The organism is Bradyrhizobium sp. Ken51 (genome assembly GCF_055807435.1).
Genome location: NZ_JBVVPB010000001.1, coordinates 371,055 through 394,345 on the forward strand (window position 1 = coordinate 371,055; position 23,291 = coordinate 394,345).

Genomic DNA, 23,291 nt, shown 5'->3' on the forward strand with positions numbered 1-23,291 from the left:
GTCGATTGAATTGGTCGAAATTGACCGGGACAAATGCCCGTCAGGGCCGCCTGTCAGTATCCCTTGGCGGCCAGAACCAGATCGGCGGCGCGATCACCGGATCGGACCGATCCCTCGATGGTTGCAGGCAATCCCGTAGCAGTCCAATCGCCTGCAAGAAACAGGTTTTTCAGCGCAGTGACCGGCCCTGGACGCAGGGCATTCTGCGCCGGAGTCGCCGCAAATGTGGCGCGGCGCTCGCGCACGATCTGCCAAGGGGGCAGCTCGCCGGAAACACCGCCCGCCTTGCAGACGTCGTTCCAGATCGCCTGCGCGAGTTCCTCGCGCGGCATCTCGACCAGACGGTCGCCGTTGCTGATGGTGACGGAAAGCCGGTTCGGGAACGCAAACAGCCATTCCACGACGCCACCGATTACGCCGAGGATCGGAGCCGATCCCGCTGGCGGCTCAACGCGGAAATGCGCATTCACGATGGCGCGGAATTCGGTCGGCGTCTTCAGGCCCGGCAGCAAGTTGGAGGCAGCGCGCGGCGGCACCGCCATCACGACGACGTCGCCCGCGCCGATCTGGACCACATCTTCGCCGCCGAAATTCAGCGCACCGACCTTGCCCTCATGGGTCGCAAACGAGCGCAGCTCATGGCCGAGCTGAACGGTGTGGCCGCGCTCCTGCAGGAACGTCACGGCAGGCTCGATCAGCACCGCACTTAGTCCGTCCCGCGCGATCAGGGGACGGCAGGCCTGCCCGCCGGCAAGCAGCGTCTCGCGGACGATCGCGCCGGCAAGCCCAGCCGAGCCTTCGGGTGGATCGACGTTGAGCGCCGCCAGCAGTAGCGGCTGCACCAGGCGCTGATAGAGGATGCCCTCGCAGGGAATGGACTTGCCGACCAGCGTCTCTTCCGAGGCCCAGATCAGCGGCGCCAGCTTCAGATAATCGGTCAACCCGGTGTCGGGGACGCGGCGGCTCTCGTCGAGCACCCACGTCGGCAGCCGGCCGTCGCCGAGATCGATCTGCCAGCGCTGCCCGGTCGTGATGTCGACGAAGGGAAACTGCGCGCGCTCCGGACCGACGAGGCCCGCCTCGGTGCCGATCGAGCGCGCATAGGCGCGCGCGTGGCTATTGCCGGACAGCAGCAAATGGTTGCCGTTGTCGATGGTGAGATTGGTGGCACCGTCGAAATAGGAACGGCAGCGGCCGCCGGCCTGCTGCGTCGCCTCGTGCACGGCGATCTTGAAGCCGGCATTGGCAAGCCGCACGGCGGCGGAGAGGCCGGAGATTCCAGCACCGATGATGTGAGCTGTTTTTTGCATCAGATGAGAGCGTAACGGAGCAGGATGGCGATGCGTGTGATCTTCGACACACGCACCGGCTCACGCGGCGCGTTGAACCCGCGCGCGATCAGGAGATCCAGAATGGCATGATAGTATTTCGACATCATCCGCGGCGCGCGCACCGCGCGGCGCCGGTTGCGATTCATGATCTCGTCCGACTTCTCGAAATACACCTTTGCGCGTTGCGCCAGCGGCAGGCAGACCTTCGGCAGCGCGCGCTCGACGATCACGCGGTCCGGATCGTTGGAGGTGATGCCGGCATGCAGCAGCGCTTCGCGCGGCAGATAGAGCCGCCCGAGGCCCGCATCCTCGTCGATGTCGCGCAGGATGTTGGTGAGCTGGAGCGCGCGGCCGAGATGATGCGCGAGCTCGATGCCATCTTCTTCCGGCAGGCCGAAGACCCGGACCGACAGCCGCCCCACGGCACTCGCAACGCGATCGCAGTAGAGATCCAGCGTCGCCATGTCGGGCGCGCGGATGTCCTGCGGCACGTCCATCTCCATGCCGTCGACGATCGCAAGGAAATCCTCGCGCTTGAGGCCGAAGCTTTTCACCGACGCGACGTAGTCCTTCAGCCGCGGCGGCGGATTGCCCTGGTAGAGCGCATCGATGTCGTTGCGCCACGCCTGAAGGGCGGCGAGCCGCTCGTCGCGCGGGCCATCGGAATCGGCGATGTCGTCGACCTGGCGGCAGAAGCTGTAGATCTGGAACATCGCTTCGCGCTGGTCGTGCGGCAGGATGCGCATCGCGGCGTAGAACGAACTGCCGGATGCGGTCGAGCCATAATTGGCGCCGGGCGAGGTCGCCTCAAGCGTCATGTGCAGTCCCCGGTCTGGAAATGGCTTTGCGTCCGACCGCGCGGCGGCCGACTTCGCCGATCATGCCGGCGAGGCTGAAGGTGAGGAGCTCGAGCTTGTTCAGGTGCACGCGCTCGCGCAAGGGATCGCGCACCTTCAACAGGCGCACGATGCGGTCGGCATAGGCCTGGATCACGGAGACCTCGACGCCGAGGCGGAAATCCCGGATCTCCGCAGCTAACGACCTGCCCTCCTCGAGCAGCGCTTCGTTGCGCACGGCGAGAGCCTGAAGGCAGGCCAGCATCGCCGGCGGCGACTGCGCCAGTCCGAGCTGCTCGACCGAGGCGCCACTCGCGGCCAGCGCATCGCGCGGCAGGTAGACGCGGTTGAGCTCGCGGAAATCCTTGCCGCAATCCTGAAGGTGGTTGTTGATCTGCAGCGCTGCGCAGAGTGCATCCGACGCGGCCCAGGTCGAGGTGCTCTCACCATGGACGTCGAGCATGAAGCGGCCGACCGGCATCGCCGAGTAGCGGCAATAATGGATGACCTCGTCCCAGTTCTCGTAGCGCAACTTGGTCACGTCCATGCGGAACGCGATGAGCACGTCGAGCGCGTGGCGCGGCGCCATGCCGCGTTCGGCCAGTGCATGCCGCAGGCTGACGGCCTCGGCCTGGGTGTCGCCCTTGCCGAGCAATTCCGCCTCGAGCAGGTCGAGATAAGCGAGCTTCTCGTCGGGCGGCAGCGTGGCGTGGTCGGCGATGTCGTCGGCGGTGCGGACGAAATTGTAATACGCCAGGATCAGCGCGCGATGACGCGGATGAATGATCCAGGACGCGACGGGAAAATTCTCGTCGCGCTCACCCTTGCCGGATCGCAATTCGCTCGCAGAGGTCATCGAGGGCTGGTCTACAATCGTTTGGACAGGAAGGGCTTTTTCGCTCGCGCTAGCCCGTGCCGGCGATGCCGCCGCGGCCCCCATATAGGGGAATACGGCCGCAAAACCAATCCTGTCTCTCGATGGCTGCCCTTTGCGGATCAGGTCCGAAAAGGCGGCCCCGGAGGCCGCCTTTTGTGGGCCAGTGGCCGAGCTTACTGGTTGTGGTTCTTCAGGACCTGGTCGCAGGCCTGCGAGATCTTGGCCCGGTTCTCCTTGAGGCAGGCCAGGATGGTGAAATCGCCCTGGTCGATGACCGGACGGCAGAGCTTCTGCACATCGCGCGAGCAGGCCTTCTGCTCGGCGTCCGTGCCGCGCCCTTGCTGGGCGAACGCTGCGGTCGAGAGGGAGGCCGACAGCAAGGTGAGAGCGACGAGAAGCTTACGCATTGTATTCCTTCATTCTGACGGCAGAATCGCACCAATCCCGGACAGCACAGGCGACGACCGGAACGGAGTATTCTGATGGCAAGTCGCCGCGGGAGTAGCGGCCTCAGAGAAGGCACAAGCACTGGCAAATGCGGCCAAATTGGCGCCACGTCCACCAAATCAGGTCTTCCCTGCGCCTTCTCTGGCAAATGTAAGAGATTGATACTACGCCATAATTCAGGCACGCCGCGTTTTGCTGCGCACCTGTTGCAGAGCTGCATCTCTCCATCCCGCCTTAGGCGCCAGAAACATGCCGAAACGCAGAGAATCCGGAGGTCAACCATGGCAAGCGCGCTTCGCGATGCCGACATGTGGGCGGCCGGCCATTGAACCTGACACAGACTCGGAACACTAAACCTTCGATGTGGCGAGACGTCCTTGGCGACAAGCGAACGTCGTTCCAAAACGGGATATTTTGAGATGAAATTCTTTGGGCGATCTGAACTGGCAATCAAGGCGGCCGGCATCGGCGCTGTGCTGCTGTTCTCAGTTTCGGCGAGTCAGGCTCAGTCGTCCGGACCGTTTGCAGGTTTCGAGGGCGCGTGGACCGGGACGGGTACGGTGTCGCTGTCCGACGGCTCCACCGAGCGCATCCGCTGCAAGGCGGACTACAAGGTTGCCGGCACCGGTCTCAGCCTCAAGCAGGCGCTGCACTGCGCGTCCGACAGCTACAAGTTCGACCTCACCAGCGACGTGACAAGCCAGGGTGAGCGCATCTCCGGCAATTGGAGCGAGACCAACCGCAACATCTTCGGCAATTTGCAAGGCACCGCCGGTGGCGGCCAGATCGAGGTTTTCGTCGAGGCCAACGGCTTTGCCGCCAATTTGTCGCTGCGCACCAACGGCACCAAGCAGACGGTGCAGATCTCGTCCAAGGGCGAGATTCGCGGCGTCAACATCACGATGACGAAGGGCTGACAGCTCTTACCGCTTCCAAAGCACCAAGCCCCGGTTCTCGCGAACCGGGGCTTTGTTGTTTTTCGGAGCCGCGGCGCAATCGCCGGACCCGCCGATTCCATGTCCGATGGATGCAGCCGCTCAAATGGCTGGCTTGTCTGTACCCTGAAGCTTGCCGTGCAGATTGATCAGCCACATCGCCGTCGGCCGCAGGATGAAGAGGTCGGCGACGAGCGCCATGACCATCGAGAAGGCGCTGAGCCAGCCGAACAGCCGTAGCGACGGCAGGTCGGAGAACACCGTGACGACGAGACCGCAGGCCAGCACCAGCGTGGTCAGGATCAATGCCGGGCCGACCAGCACGGTCGCGCGCTCGACCGCGAGCGCCGAGCCGACGCCCGGCTTGCTCTCGAGCCTGAGGCGGTTGAGAAAGTGGATGGTGGCGCTTAAGCCCAGGCCAAACGAAACGGTCAGAGCCACGACGCTGGCGAATTGCAGTCCCTCACCCATCGCCCACAGCACCGTTCCCGACATCACCACGGGGAAGATGCCCGGCAGGATGCAGGCGAACATCACCACCCAGGAGCGGAAGGCCAGGCCGATGAAGATCGCGACCAGCGCGAATTCGACGGTGAGCCCGCGATTGAGCTTCTCGATCATGCCGGCCGAGTTGCGCGCGGCAATCGCGGCAAGACCCGTGACCGCCACTTCATAGCCGGGATGCTTCTTGCGGACGGCGTCGAGCTCGGAATCGAGCTTGTCGACGATCGGCAGGAGCTGGCTGGAATCCTTGTCCGGCACGCGACCTGCGACCACGACGGCGTCCTGCTCGGCATCGATGAACCGGCGCACCAGATGCTCCGGAATGACGCTGACATATTCCTTCAGCGTCGCGACATCGGCGCTGCCGGCCTTGTCCGCGAGCCAGCGGCGCAGGGTCTCGACCGACCAGACATTGCCGACACCGGCTGCCTTCTCCACCGTCGCGTGCACGTCGGCGATGGTCTGCAGCGTCTCCGGCGAATAGAGCGATTCACCCTTGGGGAACTGGATCAGAACGTTGACCGGGTTGGCGCCGGTGAGCTTGGCGTCGAGCCGGTCGCTGGCGGCGACCGCCTGGCGCTTGTCCGGCACCTGGTCGGCGAGCCGGTAGCGCGGCTCCAGATTGGCGTAGATGACGCCGAGGCCGGCGACGAACAGCACGGCGATCAGGCTGAACAGGCCGGGACGGCCCACCATGCGCACCGCAATCCAGTAGCAGAAATTACGCAGCGCCTGCACGCCGGCATCCGCGCTCTGGAACTTGGTCGCAAAGACCTTCTCGTTGCGCACCAACAGCACGCCGAACACCGGCACCAGCGACAACACCGCGACCAGCGCGATGATGGTGGCGGCGAGACCCGCCTCGCCGAACTTGCGGATCAGATCGGAGTCGGAGAACTGGAGCGCGATGAAGGAAATGCCGGCGGTGCCGTGCGTCAGCACGCAGGCCGGTCCCACCACCAGCACCGCGTTCTTGAACGCGGTGAACTTGTCCTGGCCCGCGATCAGCCGGTCGCGCGCGGCGAAGGTGAGCTGCATCGAGTCCGAGAAGCTGATCACCATGATGAGCGGCGTCATCACGTTCAGGAACATGTTGAGATTGAAATTGGCCCAGCCGAGCGCGCCGAGGGCCAGCAAGATCGCGATCATCGGCGGGAACGCCGCCGCCACCATGAACGAGATTTTTCTGAAGAAGATGATGGCGATGACACAGCCGGCGAGAATGCCGAGGATGTTGTAGGTGAGCCCGTCGCGCTCGACCGCGTTGCGGATCTCGAGCTGCATCACCGGCACGCCGGAAAGCTGCACGTTGAGCCCGGTGTCGCCGAGGTCTTCCTTCATCAGCGCCCGGATGTCGGCGACGGTCTTGGTCAGCTTGTTGGAGGCGACCACCTCCGGATCGAGCGACAGCACGATCAGCGCCAGCGTGCCGTCCTCGGACAACAGCTTGCCGCGGATGATCTCGTTGGCTTTGACGCCCTCGATGAACTTGTCATAGGCCGCGCCCTCGGGCAGCTCGGGCGGGAACAGCGCGGCGGGAAGCTTGCCCGGCGCCGGCGCCTGACGCGCGGAGAACAGCGAGACCAGTCCGCGCGTGCCATCGACCAGTTGCATGTCGGTGACGAAGTCGCGCAGCTTCTCGAGGTTGTTCCGCGCCAGCAGGGTCTTGCCCTCGACCACGACGAGGACATCGAATTCCTCGGCCGGGAACTTCTTGGTCACCGCTTCATACTGGCGGAATTCCGGCGTGTTGGACCGGAACAGCTGCGACAGCGAATCGTCGATCTTGATCCGGTGGATGCCGAACACGGCGCCGACGATCAGGACGAGCAGGACGATGCAGGAGACGATGGGCGCCCGGACAGCGATCAGCCCGATGCGCTCCAGCCCGAAGGCGATCGAGGACGCAGGTCCCTGCTCGACCTTGTCGACATGAACCTCACTCTCGCTGTGCTTTTCGAGCATGCCTTGTCCAGTTCCTAAATCGGCTCGGGTCTGTGAGCTTGTCGCGCCCCGCGAACGGCTTGAAAATGCCATACCAATGGGAGGCTTGCCCTTTGAAAATGCGCAGAAAATCGCCGCGAGGGGTTTAGCAGGTCAATCACCCTTCTCGCAAGCAGGCGGAGTGTGGCCGAATCGATCAAGATGTGGCGATTTTGCCTTAATGCCCTTCATCCGGGCAAAGCCGTGCCAATTCGACGCGGCGCGCGGTCCGCGCTCTCGTCCTTCAGCGCCACACCGGTCAGTTCCCGCGCGAGCCCCTCGCGGACCAACCAGGCGATCTTGAAGGCGGCCTCGTCATAGCTCAACCCGGCCTTGTGGATGTTCGACACGCAATTGCGCTCGGCATCGCTGCGGCCCGGCCCCGGGGCGAAAGTCAGATAGGCGCCGAGACTGTCAGGCGCCGACAGGCCTGGCCGCTCGCCGATCAGCGTCACGACCATGCGCGCGCCGAGAATGGCGCCGATCTCGTCGCCGAGCGCGACGCGCGCGCCTGAGGCGACGACGACATGGCCGATCGCGACACCATCGTCGGCTGCGAGCAACGGCAGCAGGCGCATCACCAAGGCGGCCGCATGGGCGTGGACCGCCGCCGCCGACAGCCCATCGCCAATCACGAGTGCGAGTTGGCACGGCTCCGAGGCGCTCCGCGCCAGAGCCTCTGCTGATCCAGCATCTAGCCGTCTGCCCAGATCGGGCCGCCGCAGATAATCCCTGCGGTCGACCGCCTGGCTGTTCGCCTCGGTGACGACGAGGCCAAGCGCGCGGAGATCCGCGACCAGCCGCGGCGCATCGAAGACGGCATGTACGGCATCGCGGGCGCGGGCATGGTCCAGCGTGAAATCGAGCAGTGCCCGCGTCGGCAGGCTCGCGCCGCTGCGCCCGAGCGCGACGCGCGCGGGCGTGAGCGACCGCAGATCGAGGGTCGGACGACGCGGGGTGGCCGGATCAGACATGTCGCATCATTCGGCGGGGACGGAGGCCTCGCGTAGCCGGATCGAATAGTTCGAGGCGTTCTGCTGGCCGGTCGAGGCCGCCCGCGCAAAGGTGATGAGATGGTGGGCGATCAGGGTGCAGCCGATCAGGCCTTCGAGATCGCCGCGCTTGATGCGGCCCAGCGCGAACTTCCAGAACACGCGCTTGTAGTCGCCGAGCACGCCGACCTTCCAGAAGATGTTTCGCAGCATGACCAGGCCGCGCCTGATGTTGGGCCAGGTCTTCATCTCGTCCGGTTTCGGCATCTCAAGGCGGTGCACGTAAACGTGGTCGCATTGATACTGGAAGCGCGCGTAGACCTTCTCGGGCTCGTAGGCGACGGCCATGGCGTGCTTCCAGGACGCGACGACGTCGTCGTAGGGCAACAGGAAGTTGACATTGGAATCGCGGCCGTCGTCCTCGACCAGGCGTCCCTCGCGCTCCAACCGGTCCCACAGCGGCGTCTTCGGCAGCGCCTGAAGCAGGTTGATCGTGAGCAGCGGAATCCGCGAGTCCTCGACGAAGGCGAGCAGCGCCTCCGAAGTGTTCGGTTTGTCGGTGTCGAGCCCCATGATGATGCCGGACACGACCTCCATGCCGTAGGAGTTGATGGTTTGCACGCCCTCGAGGATCGGGACCATCATGTTGTGGTCCTTGTGCATCGCCTTCAGCGCATCGGGGTCGGGCGTCTCGATGCCGCAGAAGATGGTGACGAAATAGGCCTCGCGCATCTTCTCGAGGATTTCCGGCCGCTTGGCGATGTTGAGCGTCGCCTCGCAGGCGAGCCGCACCATGTAGCCGGTCCTCTTCTGCCATTCGATCAGATGCGGCAGGAGGTCCAGCGCCGCCTTGCGGTTGCCGATGAAATTGTCGTCGACGAAATAGACCGTGTCGGTCATGCCGCATTCGCGCAGGCGGTCGAGCTCGGCGATGATCTGCTCCGGCGACTTGAGCCGCGGATTGCGGCCGTAGAGCCCGGGGATGTCGCAGAACTCGCACTGATAGGGACAGCCGCTGGAATACTGGATGCTGCCGAGGAAATATTTCTTGACGTCGGCGAGCTCGTAGGCCGGGATCGGAAATTCCGTCATCGGCACACGGTCCTTGGTGGTCAGCACCACCTGCGCTTCCGGACGTGAGATGTCGCGCGACAAGATTTCGAGCAGCTGATTGGTGGCGTCGCCGAGCTCGCCGACATGGAGATAGTCGAAGGAGGGATAGTAATCCGGGCAGGCGCTGACAGAGGGACCGCCGAGCGCGACGGGCAGATCGAACTCGTGGGCGCGGCGGCAGATATCGTTCATCTGCTGGCGCTGGATGTGCATGCCGCTGACGAAGACCGCCTCCGCCCATCCGAACTCCTCCTTCGTCGTGCGGCGAAGGTTCTCGTCGACGAATTTGACCTGCCACTCCTCGGGCAGATAGGCCGCGAGTAGCAAAAGCCCTTGCGGCGGCATGAAGGCGCGGACGCCGTCGGTCAGGGGGTAGGAATGCTCGAACGTCCCGAACGACGATGTGTATCGCGGAAACACGCACAGAATCCGCCGGGACGTCCCGTTACTTTCAGCTCGCATCAAAGCTCCCCCGCCACGCTCGACTTAGCTGCGGAAATTGCCAGACAGGCACATAGCGTAATGCTGCCGCCGGAATTTCTCAATATTGTGGCATGAGCATAATTCCCTAGGGCACCAATGGTTTCCTCGAGCCGCCGGGTGCTTCCGCGGCGTCACGCGATCAGCCGTGAGGCGAAATCGGGCAGCAGGCCTGCATCGCCGGCAAGCCGGAAATCGGGACCCGCAATCCCCGACTGCGCCAGCCAGTCGTCGAACTCCGGCGCGCGGCGCAGTCCGAAGACGTCGCGGACGTAGAGCGCGTCGTGAAAAGACGTGGACTGATAGTTCAGCATGACGTCATCGGCGCCGGGGACACCCATGATGAAGGTGACGCCGGCGGCCGCCAACAGCGTCAGCAGATTGTCCATGTCGTCCTGGTCCGCCTCGGCGTGGTTGGTGTAGCAGATGTCGATCCCGAGCGGCAGGCCGAGCAGCTTGCCGCAAAAGTGATCCTCCAGCCCGGCCCGGATGATTTCCTTGCCGTCGTAGAGATATTCCGGGCCGATGAAGCCGACCACGCTGTTGACCAGGAGGGGCGCAAAGGCGCGGGCAACTCCATAGGCGCGGGCCTCGCAGGTCTGCTGGTCGACGCCGTGATGGGCGTTGGCCGATAGCGCCGAGCCCTGCCCGGTCTCGAAATACATCACGTTCTGGCCGACCGTACCGCGCCTCTGCGACAACCCGGCCTCTTGCGCCTCCTTGAGAAGCGCGAGGTCGATGCCAAAACTGCGGTTGGCGGCCTCAGTGCCGGCGACCGACTGGAAGACGAGGTCGACCGGCACGCCCTGCCCGATCAGCGACAGCGTCGTGGTGACATGGGTCAGCACGCAGGCCTGGGTCGGGATCTTCAGCCGCGCGATGATCTCGTCGAGCAGCCGCAGCAATTGGCCGATCACGGCCGGGTCGTCGCTCGCCGGATTGATGCCGATGCAGGCATCGCCGGCGCCGAGCAGGATGCCGTCCAGGATGGAGGCGGTGATGCCCCTGGCGTCGTCGAAGGGATGGTTGGGCTGGAGCCGGGTGCTCATCCGGCCCTTCAGGCCGATGGTGTTGCGGAAAGCGGTGGTGACCTCGCATTTCCGCGCCGCCAGGATCAGATCCTGGTTGCGCATCAGCTTCGAGACCGCGGCGGCCATCTCCGGGGTGATGCCGCCAGCCAGCTTGCGCAAGATTTCGGTCGTCGCGGCGTCCGATAGCAGCCAGTCGCGAAAGGCACCGACCGTCAGCGAAGCCACCGGCGCGAAGGCCTTGACGTCGTGACTGTCGATGACGAGGCGGGTGACCTCGTCGGTCTCATAGGGGATGACGGCTTCCTGCAAGAACTGCCCGAGCGGGACGTCGGCCAGCGCCATCCGCGCCGCGATCATCTGTTCGGCACTGGCGGCGGCGATCCCGGCCAGCCGGTCGCCGGAGCGCGGCGGCGTCGCCTTGGCGAGCAAGTCGCGCAAATCCGGGAACGTGTAGGTCGTGGCGTCGATGGTGTGGCGGTAGACCAATCGTCTCTCCGGGGTTCGTCGGCCAGAGGCCGACTCCAGGGCCGATCCCAAGACTATACCTTCAGATCAAGACGCTGAAATATCTTACCTTTCTTTCGACCAAGGGCGAAGGGGGCCAAACCCGCCGTTAACGCCGCGTCCATCTTCATTCTGCATAGTTTTGCATCAATTTGTACGACTGCGCTCTCCGGGCCGCTTCCGGCCATTCGGGCCCCTGAAAACCATGAGAATCGACCAATCTGGGAATGCCACCGGCCTCGCCGGCCGCTTCACGCTTGCGACCAAGCTCTACGCGATCTTCGCGCTGTTCGCGCTGCTCACGGCGGCGATCGCGATGCTGTCCGACTACAACAGCCGCCGCGGCGCCGACCTGACGAACGCAATCGAGACCGCGAACGCCGCCGCGCTGAATGTCGAGCGGGTCAACTCGCTGGTCTATGCGGTCGTGATGGAATCGCGCGGCGTCTACATGTCGACTGAACCGGCCGTGGTGAAGAAATACGGCGAGGGCCTGCTCAAGTTCAACGCCCAGATCCTCGACGTCGTGAAGCGCTGGGAGACCATCGTCAAGGCTGACGATGCCGAGCAGTTCGCCACGTTCAAGAAGCGCATCGAGCAGTTCGTCGAGTTTCGCAAAGAGCTGGTGCGCCGCGGCGTCGAGATCAATGCGGCCGCGGGCCGCGAATGGGGCGACAACGACGCCAACCGCGCCGTGCGCTCGGCGCTGAACAAGGATCTCGAGGCGCTGTCCAAGGTCTATGCCGAGCGCGCGAGGCAAATAGGGCACGAGACCGAGACCAATCGCACGCTGTCCTTCGTCCTGACCTGCCTCGCCGGCGTGGCGCTCGCCCTCGTCGTGATCGGCATCGTCATCATTGCCCGCTCGATCGCACGCCCCCTCTCCGCCATCACCGCGACCATCAAGCAGGTCGCCGACGGCGCCGAGAACGTCGTGGTGCCCCACAGCAACCGCGCCGACGAGATCGGCGCACTGGCACGCGCGATCCAGATCTTCCAGGACGCGATGGGGCGTAACCGCAACCTCGCCTCACAAGTCTCGCAGGACTCCGCCGCGCGCGAGGAGCGCGCCCGCCACATCGAACAATCCGTCGACGCGTTTCGCGAGGCGATCGGCGCGATCATGCGCGGCCTCAGCGACAACGCCTCCGTCATGCGCGAGACGGCGCAGACCATCACCCGCGTCACCGCGGACGCGAGCAGCCGCGCCGGCACGGCGGCGAACGCCACCGAGCAGGCATCGCACAACGTCACGGCGGTGGCAGGCGCGGCCGAGGAGCTGTCTGCGTCGGTGGTGGAGATCGGCCGCCAGGTGCGGCAATCCGCCAGCGCGGTCGAGCAGACCGGCCAGCGCACCGAAAACTCGATCGCCGAGATCGAGAGCCTGGCGGCCGCCACGCAACGCATCGACGGCGTGCTCAGCCTGATCCAGGCCATCGCCGAGCAGACCAATCTGCTCGCGCTCAATGCCACCATCGAGGCCGCGCGCGCCGGCGATGCCGGACGCGGCTTTGCCGTCGTCGCACACGAAGTGAAGGCGCTTGCCGGGCAGACCGCGAAGGCGACCGCCGACATCAGCGAGAACGTCTCGATGATCCAGTCCTCCACCCGCAACGCCGTCGACGCTGTCCGCGAGATCGGCGGCGCGGTGCGCGAGATCAACGACGTCACCTCGGCGATCGCCGGCGCCATCGGCCAGCAGGATGCCGCCACGCGCGAGATCTCGTCCAACGCGCAATCGGCTGCCCAAGGCAACGAGACCCTCGTCGCCAACATCAGCTCGCTCCGCGACGCCATCGGCGAGACCGACACTGCGGCCTCCTCGGTGCTGACGGCTGCGAGCAGCGTGACCGAGACGGCGGAGACGCTGTCGCGCGAGGTGGAGAAGTTCTTCCAGAACCTGCGCTCGGGCGCAGCGGACGGCCGTATCGCCAAGGCGGGGTAGCAGCACGTCGATCGCCAGCAGAGCCGGGGGCGGGGTCGCTCCACCAAAAAACGCGAAAACAACCCCATGCACAGTAGCCGGGGATAGCGATATCAATGGCTTGGCTCTAGTCCAAAGCATTCGTATTTTACGAAATGACATTTGACTCGTCGGGCAAAACAGGGGCATGATGTCAATGCTGGAGCCTTCCGCGCTGGGCCGGCAGATCGTGAGAAGCCGAAGGCTGGCTGAGGCCGCCGCCCTGTGAACCAAAGCCGCGGAGCAGTCCGCGGCTTTTTGCTATCGCCACCACCTGGGTTTATCGGAAGCGATGCAGGAGACAATGATCCTTGGAAGCGGCCCAAATGCTCAGGCTTTTCGGCGGGAAGCAGGCCGGAAAGATCACACGCCGAATCGCTAGCGCGAGCTAAGCGGGGCGCCATACCGCGCTCTTGGAGCAGCGCGCGGAACTAAACCCGGCGTGGCTTGTTCATCCCCAACGTGGCTTGGCGCTCCCGATTCAATGCCGCCGTCAGCGCAACATCGTCCGCTCCAGATGCTCATGGCAACAATGCGTACCCGTCGGGATCGTAGCCCTAGCCGATCGGGCCTGGTCAGTTGTGGCCGGCCTCGCAAACCGGCCTGAAGCTCATGCATCGACTTCGACAGGTTGCGTCATGTCAGGACTAGACGACCTTCCCAAAGATGTGCGGTCCGAACTCACTGAACCCTCAACAACTCGCCGTCTTTCCCGGCCTAGCGAGGAGCTGTGATCAGGCAGCCATTCAAAGCACGAACACCGGAAGAGCTGATTTCCCTATTGAGCGCCGTGGCGATGGCCATTCTCGCGTCGATCATTGTCATGGTGCTGTATTATGGTCGCGAGATCATCATTCCAATAGCGCTGGCTGTCTTGCTCAGCTTCGTGCTGGCGCCCCTGGTTCGACTGGTTCAGCGTCTGCGCATTCCACGCAGTTTGGCTGTGGTGAGCGTGGTCGTAATCGCCTTCGCATTCATATTTGCGATGGGCAGTCTCCTCGCTACCCAACTCGCGCAGCTGGCCGGCGATTTGCCGCGATATCAGTCCACAATAAGCGAGAAGATCCAATCCTTCCGTGAGACCACCGCCGGTCGAGGCACGCTCGAGCGAGCTTCCAGCATGTTGAAGGACCTCAGCAAGGAGCTCGACAAGCCGAAGGAGGCGGCGAATTCGTTGGGGACCATAGCAGCTCCGAAAGCGGCCCAGCCGAAGCCCGTTCCTGTGGAAGTGCTCCAGCCCGATCCCGGTGCGCTGGAGAGCTTGCAAACGCTGATTTCACCATTGCTTCATCCGCTCGCAACGACCGGGATCATCGTCATATTCGTGATCTTCATTTTGCTTCAGCGCGAGGATCTTCGTAATCGTCTGATCAGGCTGGCCGGTTCGGATGACCTGCAGCGCACCACGGCTGCCCTTGATGACGCGGCGAGCCGCCTCAGCCGGCTTTTCCTTATCCAGCTTCTCGTGAACGGGGGCTTCGGCATCATCATCGGAATGGGTCTGTGGCTGATCGGCGTTCCAAGCGCGATCCTGTGGGGTATTCTGGCAGCAGTGCTGCGCTTCGTGCCTTACATTGGGGCGGTCATCGCCGCCGCCTTTCCTCTCGCTCTCGCGGTCGCGGTCGATCCAACCTGGACGATGCTGCTTTGGACGATCGCGCTGTTCGTGGTGGTGGAGCCCGTCGTCGGCCATGTGCTGGAGCCGATGGTCTATGGACACAGCACGGGACTGTCGCCGGTGGCCGTTGTCGCTTCTGCGACGTTCTGGACGGCGCTCTGGGGTCCGATCGGCCTCGTCCTGGCAACACCCCTTACAGTGTGTCTGGTCGTACTGGGCCGCCATGTCGAGCGCCTGGAGTTCCTGGACGTCATGTTTGGAGACCGACCAGCGCTCTCTCCGCCTGAGATATTCTATCAGCGGATGCTCGCCGGCGATCCGACAGAAGCATCGGCAAAGGCCGAGGAGTTCTTGAAGGAGCGATCTCTTGGCTCCTATTACGACGAAGTCGCCCTGCGAGGACTGCAGCTGGCTCAAGCGGATGCCGAGCGCGGCGCTCTGGCCCCCGACCGGCTGACCAAGATCAGGGATGCAGTCCAAGAATTTGCCAATAACATTTCGGAGCAGGATGAACGTCCGTCGCCGAAGGTCAACCCGACCACAGATGTCGAGGCTACATCTGCCATAGAGGGCGTGGCTGAGGACGCGCCTTATGAGAGTCTGCGGGTGCTGCGCAAGGAGGACTTGCCTTCTGAATGGCAAGGCGATCATCCCGTGCTCTGCTTAGCGGGAAGAAATCCGATCGACGAAGCCGCTGCGATCATGCTGGCTCAACTGACGAATGCGCATGGCTTGTCGGCACGAGTTGAAGCAGCGGGAGCGTTATCGACGGCGAATATCTTCCGGCTGGAGACCGCCGGGGTCGCCATTGCCTGTCTTGTCTATATGGACGCAAGTAGCCCTGCCCATATGCGTTACTCGGTGCGACGGCTTCGCCGTAAATTGCCGAACGCTACAATCATTCTGGGTTGCTGGATGAAGGACATCGACCCAGCGGCGCTGGAAACTGTGCGGGAAGGTGCCAAAGCGGATTTGGCTGCTGCAACTCTGGGCGGGGCGCTTAAACTCTGCATAGAAGCGACGGGTGTGGATGGCCTTGGCACAGGAGCCGAAGGCCAGACTTCGAAGATCACGGCCGCTTAGTAGTTTAGACGCGCAGACATGGCTGCTGCGGGCGCGCAGCAAACCATGATGTCATCATGGAGATGGCGCGGCGCCCGCGACCTTCGTTCGTACTGCGCGATTCAGCCAACCGGTCCGGGGGTCCAATCGCCGCCGGCAAGCGGCCGAACTTTTACGTCAGGAATGACCCCGCGCTCCAGGCTCGGATCGAAATGGCGCATGGTCCGCTCATTGAAGTCGATGATGCGGCCAGGCCTTAGCGGTCCCACGTCATTTATCCTGACGATGACTTTCTTGCCGACGGCCTCGACGAGGGCGTATTTCGGCTTCGCGCCAAATTGGACCCCACCGAATTTCTTACGCAAGCTCGTCTTGATGGCAGCCGACCACACCGAGGGATCATAGCGCTCGCCGGAAGCCGTCTTCGGGCCGCCCTCCTCTTTGCCAGGCTTGAACGGATTGTACATGGATGCCGCGCCAACGATCGCTTCCCCGGAAGCGGCATTGTCGGCAGCGCTTGAGTGAACCCCACCAGCTTCACATCGCGCAATCGGAACGGAAACGGCAAGCGCAATCACGGCGCCGCAAATTGCGGCGCTCGATCGGAACCCCATTATATCTCCTGTGATTTTCGATTGTTCGGTTCCGGTGCCGCAAATCATTTTGCGGATGGAGCCAACCCCTGGCTCCGGAACCGTTGTGGGAACCGTAGTGGTCCAGCACGGTGTTTTAGTTGTCGCCGTCTAAGCCAGACATTGCGTCAACAGCATGACGACGAGCGACAGAGAAATAGTGCTACGACATGACTCTCACGGCGCCACCAATCAGGACAAGCGGTGCGCTCGTCTGCCTGACCGTGGTTTCATACTCATTGACGTTGTCGTTGCAGAAGCGATCATCGCAGCGACGCTGCGGCGGAGGCAGCCACCTAGCGTGACGTGAGAAGGCTTGCTTGCGCGTGTCGCAGAGGGAGTTTGCAATGTCCTTGCGCAGCAAGGCGCGATGCTGAACACGTTCCGGGGCAACGAGCCGACGCACAGATCCGGTCAGCTTGTTCACTCCGTCCGTGTCTAGGACGTGGGACAGAAATGCTGAGCTTGTCTTCCTTCACCTTGCCCGGCATCAGTCGCAACTGCTCACAGCATCTAACAAGCCTTAACGAGCTATTGACCAGCTTCCGAGCCATGTTGCAGAGCCAGACGAAGGACTGCCCTGCTCCGCAGGCTCCGATCGCCTGAAGCCAGGAGGGTGTCCCATGCCGATGCCATACGATTCCGAGAACCCAATCGACAGAAGCCGGCGCGCGCTTTTGAGCACCGCAGCGGTTGGAATTGCAGCGGCGATTTCCACCAGCGTGTTTCCGCTACGTGGAGCGGCGGCCGCGGGCGAAAGCACAATTCGCCCCTTCCACATTGCCGTGCCGGAGGAGGACCTTGCCGAGCTTCGCCGACGCGTGTTGGCGACGCGATGGCCCGATCGCGAGACAGTTTCCGACCAGTCCCAAGGTATCCCGCTGGCGAAGCTCCAGTCCCTCGTCAACTATTGGGGGACGGCCTATGACTGGCGACAGATCGAAGCGAGAATGAATCGGCTTCCGCAGTTCGTCACCAACATCGACGGCATCGATATCCACTTCATTCATGTCCGCTCCAAACATCGCAATGCCCTCCCTGTCGTCATAACCCATGGCTGGCCGGGATCGGTCTTCGAGCAGCTCAAGCTGATCGATCCACTCACCGATCCAACGGCCCATGCAGGCCGGCCCGAGGATGCGTTCGACGTCGTGATCCCGTCGATGCCCGGCTATGGCTTCTCTGGCAAGCCGGTCGATACCGGTTGGGGTCCTGACCGCACGGCGCGCATCTGGGCGGAACTGATGAAGCGATTGGGCTACACCCACTATGTCGCGCAGGGCGGGGACTGGGGCTCGCCGGTCTCGAGTGCGATGGCACGGCTGGCGCCGGCAGGACTGCTCGGCATCCATATCAATTTGCCGGCGATCGTCCCGCCCGATATTGCCGCGATCCTGGCGGCCGGCGGGCCCGCCCCGGCAGACCTTTCCGCCAAAGAGCGCGCAGCGTTCGATGCATTCAGTGCGGCCGGCAAGATGGGCAACCGGTCCTACGCGCTGATGATGGGAACCAGGCCGCAAACGATCGGCTACGGCTTGACGGATTCTCCCGCGGGTCTGGCTGCCTGGATGCTCGGGCACCCCGGCTTCTCGCATTGGAAATTTGACGGCACCGACTCCGAAAAATCCCGCGACGAGGTACTCGACGACATCACGCTGTACTGGCTGACGAACAGCGCCACCTCCTCGGCGCGACTTTACTGGGAATATAGCGGGCGCAGTCCCGCCCTTGCAGGTCCGGAGAAGACTGCGGAGATTTCGCTGCCGGTGGCCATCACGGTCTTCCCGGGCGAGAGCTATCAAGCCCCGGAGACGTGGGCCCGGCGGGCCTATCGCAACCTGACCTACTTCCACGAGGTCGACAAAGGCGGTCATTTTGCTGCCTGGGAGCAGCCGGCGCTTTTCTCCGCCGAGCTCCGCGCCGCATTCAGGCCGCTTCGGCCCGCACATCTGGTCCAGTGACCGTGGTCAAGGGCGTCGCCGGCAAGGTGGCGATCTAACTGCGGAGGGCGTTGCTTAGCCCATCATCCGCCGCGCTTGATCAGCTCCTTCCCCACCGCGGCCAGATGCACCTGATCCGGTCCGTCGCCGATCCGGATGAAGCGGGCGTAGACATACGCGCGGGCCAGGAACGTGTCCTGCGAGACGCCGGCGGCGCCGTGGATCTGGATGGCGCGGTCGATAACGCGGGCGGCCATGCTGGGCACCACGATCTTGGCGGCGGCAATCAGGTCGCGCGCCATCTTGTTGCCTTCGCGGTCCATCCTGTCGGCGGCTTGCAACGTCAGCAAGCGCGCCTGCGCGATCTCGCAGAATGAGTGTGCGATGTCCTCGCGCACCGAGCCTTGCTCTGCGAGCGGCTTGCCGAATGCCGTGCGGGAGACCGCGCGCTGGCACATCAATTCCAGCGCACGCTGGGCGCAGCCGATCAGCCGCATGCAATGATGGATACGGCCGGGACCGAGCCTGCCTTGCGCGATCTCGAAGCCGCGGCCCTCGCCGAGCAGGATGTTCTCCGCGGGCACGCGAACGTTCTCGTAGACGATCTCGGGATGGCCGACCGGCGCGTCGTCGTAGCCGTAGGTCAGCATGTCGCGGACGATGCGCACGCCGGGAGTCGCTCTCGGCACCAGGATCATGGATTGCTGGCGGTGGCGATCGGGATCGTCGGGCGCGGTCTTGCCCATCACGATCAGGATCTCGCAATCCTCGTTCATCGCGCCGGAGGTGAACCATTTGCGGCCGTTGATGACGTAGTCGCCGCCGTCGCGCCTGATTTCGCACTGGATGTTGGTGGCATCGCTGGAGGCCACCTGCGGCTCCGTCATCGAGAAGCCGGAGCGGATGCGCCCCTCCAGGAGCGGCTTCAGCCAGCGCTCCTGCTGTGCCGGCGTGCCGTAATTGGCCAGCACCTCCATGTTGCCGACATCGGGCGCCGAGCAATTGAACACCTCGGGCGCCCAGAGGATGCGGCCCATGATCTCCTTCACCGGCGCATATTCGAGATTGCTGAGGCCCGGACCGTGCTCGCCGGAGAGGAACAGATTCCAAAGCCCCTGCTCGCGCGCCAGCCGTTTCAGGTCCTGAAGGATCTGCGGCGTCTTGTAGCGTGTCGCCTCCGGCTTGACCTGCTCGTAATAGAGCGCCTCGACCGGCTCGACATGCGTCCGCATGAACCGGCGGACGCGCTCCTGCAACTCGAGCGAACGTTCGGAGTGGTGAAAATCCATTGTGTCCTCCTTTTCCTTCTCCCCTTGCGGGAGAAGGTGGCGCGAAGCGCCGGATGAGGGGTCTCTCTCCGCGGACGCAATAAACAGCTTCACAGGCGGAGAGAGACCCCTCACCCGGCTCGCCGCTCCGCGGCGATCCACCCTCTCCCACAAGGGGAGAGGGTGTCGTTGCGGTCACTCGCGCAGTCCCGTCACGTGCCGCGCAGCAGCTCGCTCGCGACGATCCAGTCGTTGCCGTCGAACTGGAGCATATAGCCGTCCTTGATCGGGCGGAAATCCTGCGGCGTGGTGTTGAGCGTGATGCCGGGCATCAGCAGCGACAGCGGCTCGTTCTTCAAATTGGCCGCCTGCGCCATGATGTTCTCGCGCGTCAGATTATCCTTGCACTGCTTCAGCAAGACCACCAGTGCCTCGGCGACGGTGTAGCCGTAGAGACCCGCGACGTTGTTGACGTCGGCATTGGGCAGGCGCTTCTTCATGAAGTCGATATAGGCCGTCATCGCCGGATCGTTCTTCGGCGCCTCGACGAACGGCTTGAGCGAGCCGAGCGAGAGCACGCCCTTGCCGGCATCGAGACCGGCGGGGACCATCACGGTGGCCTTGTTGGCGCAGCCCGAGGCGAGGAAGCGCGTCGCCTGCCAGCCGACTTCATGCGCTTTCCGGATCGCCTGGGCGCAGGCGCGCGGCGTCACCGAATAGATCATGAATACGTCGGCCTTGGTGTTGGCGAGCGTCAGCACCTGGGAATCGACGGTGGGGTCGGCCACCTCGAAGCTCGACGCCATCGCGATCGCCTTGTCGGCGTCGGCACCAAGCGCTTCCTTGACGCCGCGCAGATATTCCTTGCCGGCGTCGTCGTTCTGATAGAGCACCGCGAAGCGCGCGTTCGGGTTCTTGGCGCGGGCATAGGCGACGTCGATGGCGGCCTCGCTGGTGTAGTTCGGTGCCCACGGCAGCGCCATCGACCACGGCATGTTGGCGGGGTCGTTCCACTTCGAGGCCGAGCTGATCAGAAACAGCTGCGGCACCTTGTTGCTGTTGAGATATTTCGCGATCGCCGAGCTCGGCGCGGTGCCCATGGTCGCGAAGATGAAGGCGACGCCGTCGCCCTCGACCAAACGCCGCGCCGCTTCCATGGTCTTCGGCGGCGAGAAGGCGTCGTCGAGCGACAGGAGATTGAGCTTGCGGCCGTTGATCCCGCCCTTCTCGTTGACCTCGTCGAAATAGGCCGAGATCACCCTGCCAGTGATGCCGAGCGGCGATGCGGGGCCGCTATAGGGCATGGTGTTGCCGATCTTGATCTCGGTGTCGCTGACACCGGGACCGTAGGATTTTTGCGCGGAGACAGGCGTGGACAGGCAGGCAGCCAGCGCTGCAGCCAGGGCCAAAGCGGCTTTCATGGTTTCTCCCCGGTGATGATCGCCGCGCGAGTCGGAAAGCGCGACGTGCTGCTTTTTGCCAGCACGTCAGATCAGCGGAGTTCCGCGAGAGGGTCTTGCGTCGAGTTGCTGATCAGTGCCGCCGCTTCAGGCTGAAGCCCAGGCTGACCCAGCCCGCGCCCGCCATGATCAGGTCGATGCCGAGAAACAGGCCGAGGATGTAGACGCTGTTTACCGGCCAACGTGCCAGGATCAACAGCCCGAGCAGCAGCGTGACGACGGCCGACAGCGCCACCCAGACCCACGGGCTTTCGCGCTTCATGCTGAAGGCGAGAAACAGCCTGACCGCGCCGGAGGCGAGCAGCGAGGCGCCAAGGAATAGGGTCAGCAGCGCCGCAGCAAACAGCGGGTTCGCGAAGGTCAGGAAGCCCGCGACGATGTAGAGCACGCCGAGCAAGGCCCAGATCACGAACTTGCCCCAGCTCTTCATCTGGAACGCACCGATGATTTCGGCCGCGCCTGCGACGATCATCATGGCGCCAACCACGATCACGCTCGCCACCGTCGCCATCACCATGCTGCCGAGCGCGACGAATCCGGCAATGAGATAGACCACGCCGAGAGCGACGATCCATCCCCATTTGCCATGCAAGGCCGCGATGCCGGAGCCCAGGCTGGAAGGATGGGAGATATCCGAGGCATTTGTCATGAGGGGCCACTCCTGCATGGGAAGCCAGCGAGCACAGGCCAGAATAGCGCGCGCCGCACCGGAGACAGCCAGCACAGCAGCCCTCGCGGGCAGCAACATTGACGCAAATCAAGACCCGGATGCGCGCCTCAGCCGCGCCTCCGCTCCATCTCCAGCTCGGCCTTGAGGTTGTCGAGATCGCGATAAATTGAAGCAATCGCAAGGACTCGGCCGCCCTTGCGATACTTCAGCAGGCAGTCCTTGCCGGAAATGCTGCCGTCGATCGCGATGTCGTCGAAGCTCTCGGCGTGGCCGACATAGTTGATCGGCACGTCATAGTGCTGCGACCAGAAGAACGGCACGGCCTCGAAGCGCTCGCGCTTGCCGAGCATGTTGCGCGCCGCGGTCTGGCCTTGCCGCTCCGCCACGACCCAGTGCTCGACGCGGATGGTTTGCCGCGAATGCGGATCGGGCCAGCGCGCGATGTCACCGGCCGCAAAGATACCGGCTATGCTGGTCTCCAGATATTCGCTGACGCTGACGCCCCGGTCGGCCGCAAGCCCCGCCTGCTCGGCGAGCGCAAGGCGCGGCTTGACGCCGACGCCGACCACGACCAGTTCGGCCTCGATCACGCCGCCGCTCTTCAACGTGGCGCGCGTGCCGTCCAGCTTTTCCACCGTGTCCTCGAGATGGAAGTTGACGCCATTCTCCTCATGCAGCGCGCGCACGAAGTCGCCCATCTCGGGACCGAGCACCTTCTGCATCGGCCGTTTGTCCGGCGCGACCACGTGCACCTCGATCTTGCGTGCCCGCAAGGAGGCCGCAACTTCCAGGCCAATGAAGCTGGCGCCGATTACCAGCGCACGCTTGGCGCCGCCGGCCGCCTTGATGATGGCGCGGCTGTCGGCGACGGAGCGCAGGGTGTAGACATGATGCTGGTCGGCCCCCGGAATCTGCAATCTGACCGGCTCGGCGCCGGTCGCGAGCAGCAGCCGGTCGAACGGCAGCCTGTCGCCGTTGCCCAGCGTCACGCTGCGCGTCTTCGCCTCGATCGCGGCGACATTCGTGTTGAGCCTGAGATCGATGCCGGCGTCCCGATAATAGTCCTCGCCCCGCAGCGGCAGCCAATCCTCCGGCGCGTTGCCGGCGAGGTAATCCTTGGAGAGATTGGGCCGGTCCACCGGCATCGCGCTGTCATTGCTGAGCATCGTGATGGCGCCGGCAAAGCCCTCGCGACGGAGCGTCTCCGCCGCCGCGAAACCCGCCGCGCCGCCGCCGATGATGACAAATTTTGCCGGCGTTGGCGCTGTCCGGTGAGGCACCGAAGGCTTCGGCATCTCGCGCTTGCGCTGAACCACGATCTTGTCCTGATCGCGCGAGACCTCCCACACCGCCAACGCATTCAGCGCCGGCGGACGGGTCGCCTCGCCTGACCGCAAGGAGAAGCAGGCGTGATGCCAGGGACAGCGGATGGTGTCGCCAACCACCAGTCCTTCGGCGAGCGGACCGTGATAGTGGCTGCAAGCCGGCTCGATCGCGAAGATCTCGCCGCCGGCCTGCACCAGCAGGACGTCTTCCTCGCCGACATGGCCGAGCAATTTGCCATCCTTGAACGCGGCGAGCGTCACGCCTCGGCTCAGGTCGGGGCCGCTTCGCTTCTTGTCCTCGGTCATGGCGTTGCCTCCTT

At 64.0% G+C, this 23,291-nt stretch carries 18 protein-coding genes; 4 read left to right on the top strand and 14 right to left on the bottom strand.

Annotated elements, in window-relative coordinates:
- Positions 1 to 53: 53 nt before the first annotated feature.
- The 4 genes from hpnE to AC0L27_RS01650 form a co-directional block, all read right to left on the bottom strand.
- Entirely contained in the window at positions 54 to 1,310 is a 1,257-nt protein-coding gene (hpnE, locus tag AC0L27_RS01635; protein ID WP_473317874.1) for a hydroxysqualene dehydroxylase HpnE, read from the bottom strand.
- Positions 1,310 to 2,149 (bottom strand): presqualene diphosphate synthase HpnD, encoded by an 840-nt coding sequence (gene hpnD / locus AC0L27_RS01640; protein WP_275170603.1) that lies wholly within the window; start codon positions 2,147 to 2,149, stop codon positions 1,310 to 1,312. The genes hpnE and hpnD overlap by 1 nt, the downstream gene beginning before the upstream one ends.
- Positions 2,139 to 3,023 (bottom strand): squalene synthase HpnC, encoded by an 885-nt coding sequence (gene hpnC / locus AC0L27_RS01645; protein WP_354206935.1) that lies wholly within the window; start codon positions 3,021 to 3,023, stop codon positions 2,139 to 2,141. The genes hpnD and hpnC overlap by 11 nt, the downstream gene beginning before the upstream one ends.
- A 194-nt stretch (positions 3,024 to 3,217) precedes the next feature.
- A complete protein-coding gene (locus AC0L27_RS01650; RefSeq protein ID WP_007593627.1) occupies positions 3,218 to 3,451 on the bottom strand; it encodes a hypothetical protein in 234 nt (77 codons plus the stop codon).
- Positions 3,452 to 3,910: 459 nt separating this feature from the next.
- Here AC0L27_RS01650 and AC0L27_RS01655 point away from each other — a divergent pair, with 459 nt between their 5' ends.
- Positions 3,911 to 4,408, top strand: coding sequence for a hypothetical protein (locus tag AC0L27_RS01655; protein WP_106942534.1), 498 nt, complete (start codon positions 3,911 to 3,913; stop codon positions 4,406 to 4,408).
- 120 nt (positions 4,409 to 4,528) lie between these two features.
- Here the strand turns inward: AC0L27_RS01655 and AC0L27_RS01660 are convergent, their stop codons facing one another.
- From AC0L27_RS01660 to AC0L27_RS01675, 4 genes are all read right to left on the bottom strand, one after another.
- A complete protein-coding gene (locus tag AC0L27_RS01660) occupies positions 4,529 to 6,895 on the bottom strand; it encodes an efflux RND transporter permease subunit (RefSeq protein ID WP_354206937.1) in 2,367 nt (788 codons plus the stop codon).
- Positions 6,896 to 7,101: 206 nt separating this feature from the next.
- Complete coding sequence (eutC, locus tag AC0L27_RS01665; protein WP_354206939.1) at positions 7,102 to 7,887, bottom strand: ethanolamine ammonia-lyase subunit EutC; 786 nt, start codon at positions 7,885 to 7,887, stop codon at positions 7,102 to 7,104.
- A gap of 6 nt (positions 7,888 to 7,893) precedes the next feature.
- A complete protein-coding gene (locus AC0L27_RS01670; protein WP_354206941.1) occupies positions 7,894 to 9,480 on the bottom strand; it encodes a B12-binding domain-containing radical SAM protein in 1,587 nt (528 codons plus the stop codon).
- A gap of 152 nt (positions 9,481 to 9,632) precedes the next feature.
- Entirely contained in the window at positions 9,633 to 11,015 is a 1,383-nt protein-coding gene (locus tag AC0L27_RS01675; protein WP_354206943.1) for an ethanolamine ammonia-lyase subunit EutB, read from the bottom strand.
- Between the two features lie 223 nt (positions 11,016 to 11,238).
- Here AC0L27_RS01675 and AC0L27_RS01680 point away from each other — a divergent pair, with 223 nt between their 5' ends.
- Together AC0L27_RS01680 and AC0L27_RS01685 are read left to right on the top strand one after the other, a co-directional pair.
- The gene (locus AC0L27_RS01680) at positions 11,239 to 12,978 is read left to right on the top strand and encodes a methyl-accepting chemotaxis protein (protein WP_354206945.1); all 1,740 of its coding nucleotides are present in this window, start codon (positions 11,239 to 11,241) and stop codon (positions 12,976 to 12,978) included.
- 748 nt (positions 12,979 to 13,726) lie between these two features.
- Complete coding sequence (locus AC0L27_RS01685) at positions 13,727 to 15,697, top strand: AI-2E family transporter (protein WP_473317875.1); 1,971 nt, start codon at positions 13,727 to 13,729, stop codon at positions 15,695 to 15,697.
- Between the two features lie 101 nt (positions 15,698 to 15,798).
- On the opposite strand, the gene AC0L27_RS01690 is transcribed toward AC0L27_RS01685, so the two are convergent.
- Both AC0L27_RS01690 and AC0L27_RS01695 read right to left on the bottom strand, forming a co-directional pair.
- A complete protein-coding gene (locus AC0L27_RS01690; protein ID WP_342761047.1) occupies positions 15,799 to 16,290 on the bottom strand; it encodes a septal ring lytic transglycosylase RlpA family protein in 492 nt (163 codons plus the stop codon).
- 181 nt (positions 16,291 to 16,471) lie between these two features.
- The gene (locus AC0L27_RS01695; RefSeq protein WP_354206947.1) at positions 16,472 to 16,735 is read right to left on the bottom strand and encodes a hypothetical protein; all 264 of its coding nucleotides are present in this window, start codon (positions 16,733 to 16,735) and stop codon (positions 16,472 to 16,474) included.
- Positions 16,736 to 16,931: 196 nt separating this feature from the next.
- Between AC0L27_RS01695 and AC0L27_RS01700 the strand changes: the two genes are divergently transcribed.
- Positions 16,932 to 18,269, top strand: a complete 1,338-nt coding sequence (locus tag AC0L27_RS01700; RefSeq protein ID WP_354206949.1) for an epoxide hydrolase family protein — start codon at positions 16,932 to 16,934, stop codon at positions 18,267 to 18,269.
- 62 nt (positions 18,270 to 18,331) lie between these two features.
- On the opposite strand, the gene AC0L27_RS01705 is transcribed toward AC0L27_RS01700, so the two are convergent.
- From AC0L27_RS01705 to AC0L27_RS01720, 4 genes are all read right to left on the bottom strand, one after another.
- Positions 18,332 to 19,537, bottom strand: coding sequence for an acyl-CoA dehydrogenase family protein (locus AC0L27_RS01705; RefSeq protein WP_473317876.1), 1,206 nt, complete (start codon positions 19,535 to 19,537; stop codon positions 18,332 to 18,334).
- Between the two features lie 191 nt (positions 19,538 to 19,728).
- On the bottom strand, positions 19,729 to 20,937 hold the full coding sequence (locus AC0L27_RS01710) for an ABC transporter substrate-binding protein (protein ID WP_473317877.1): 1,209 nt from the start codon (positions 20,935 to 20,937) through the stop codon (positions 19,729 to 19,731).
- Positions 20,938 to 21,049: 112 nt separating this feature from the next.
- A complete protein-coding gene (locus tag AC0L27_RS01715) occupies positions 21,050 to 21,625 on the bottom strand; it encodes an HdeD family acid-resistance protein (protein ID WP_354056349.1) in 576 nt (191 codons plus the stop codon).
- 128 nt (positions 21,626 to 21,753) lie between these two features.
- Positions 21,754 to 23,277, bottom strand: coding sequence for an FAD-dependent oxidoreductase (locus AC0L27_RS01720; RefSeq protein ID WP_473317878.1), 1,524 nt, complete (start codon positions 23,275 to 23,277; stop codon positions 21,754 to 21,756).
- Positions 23,278 to 23,291: the final 14 nt, after the last annotated feature.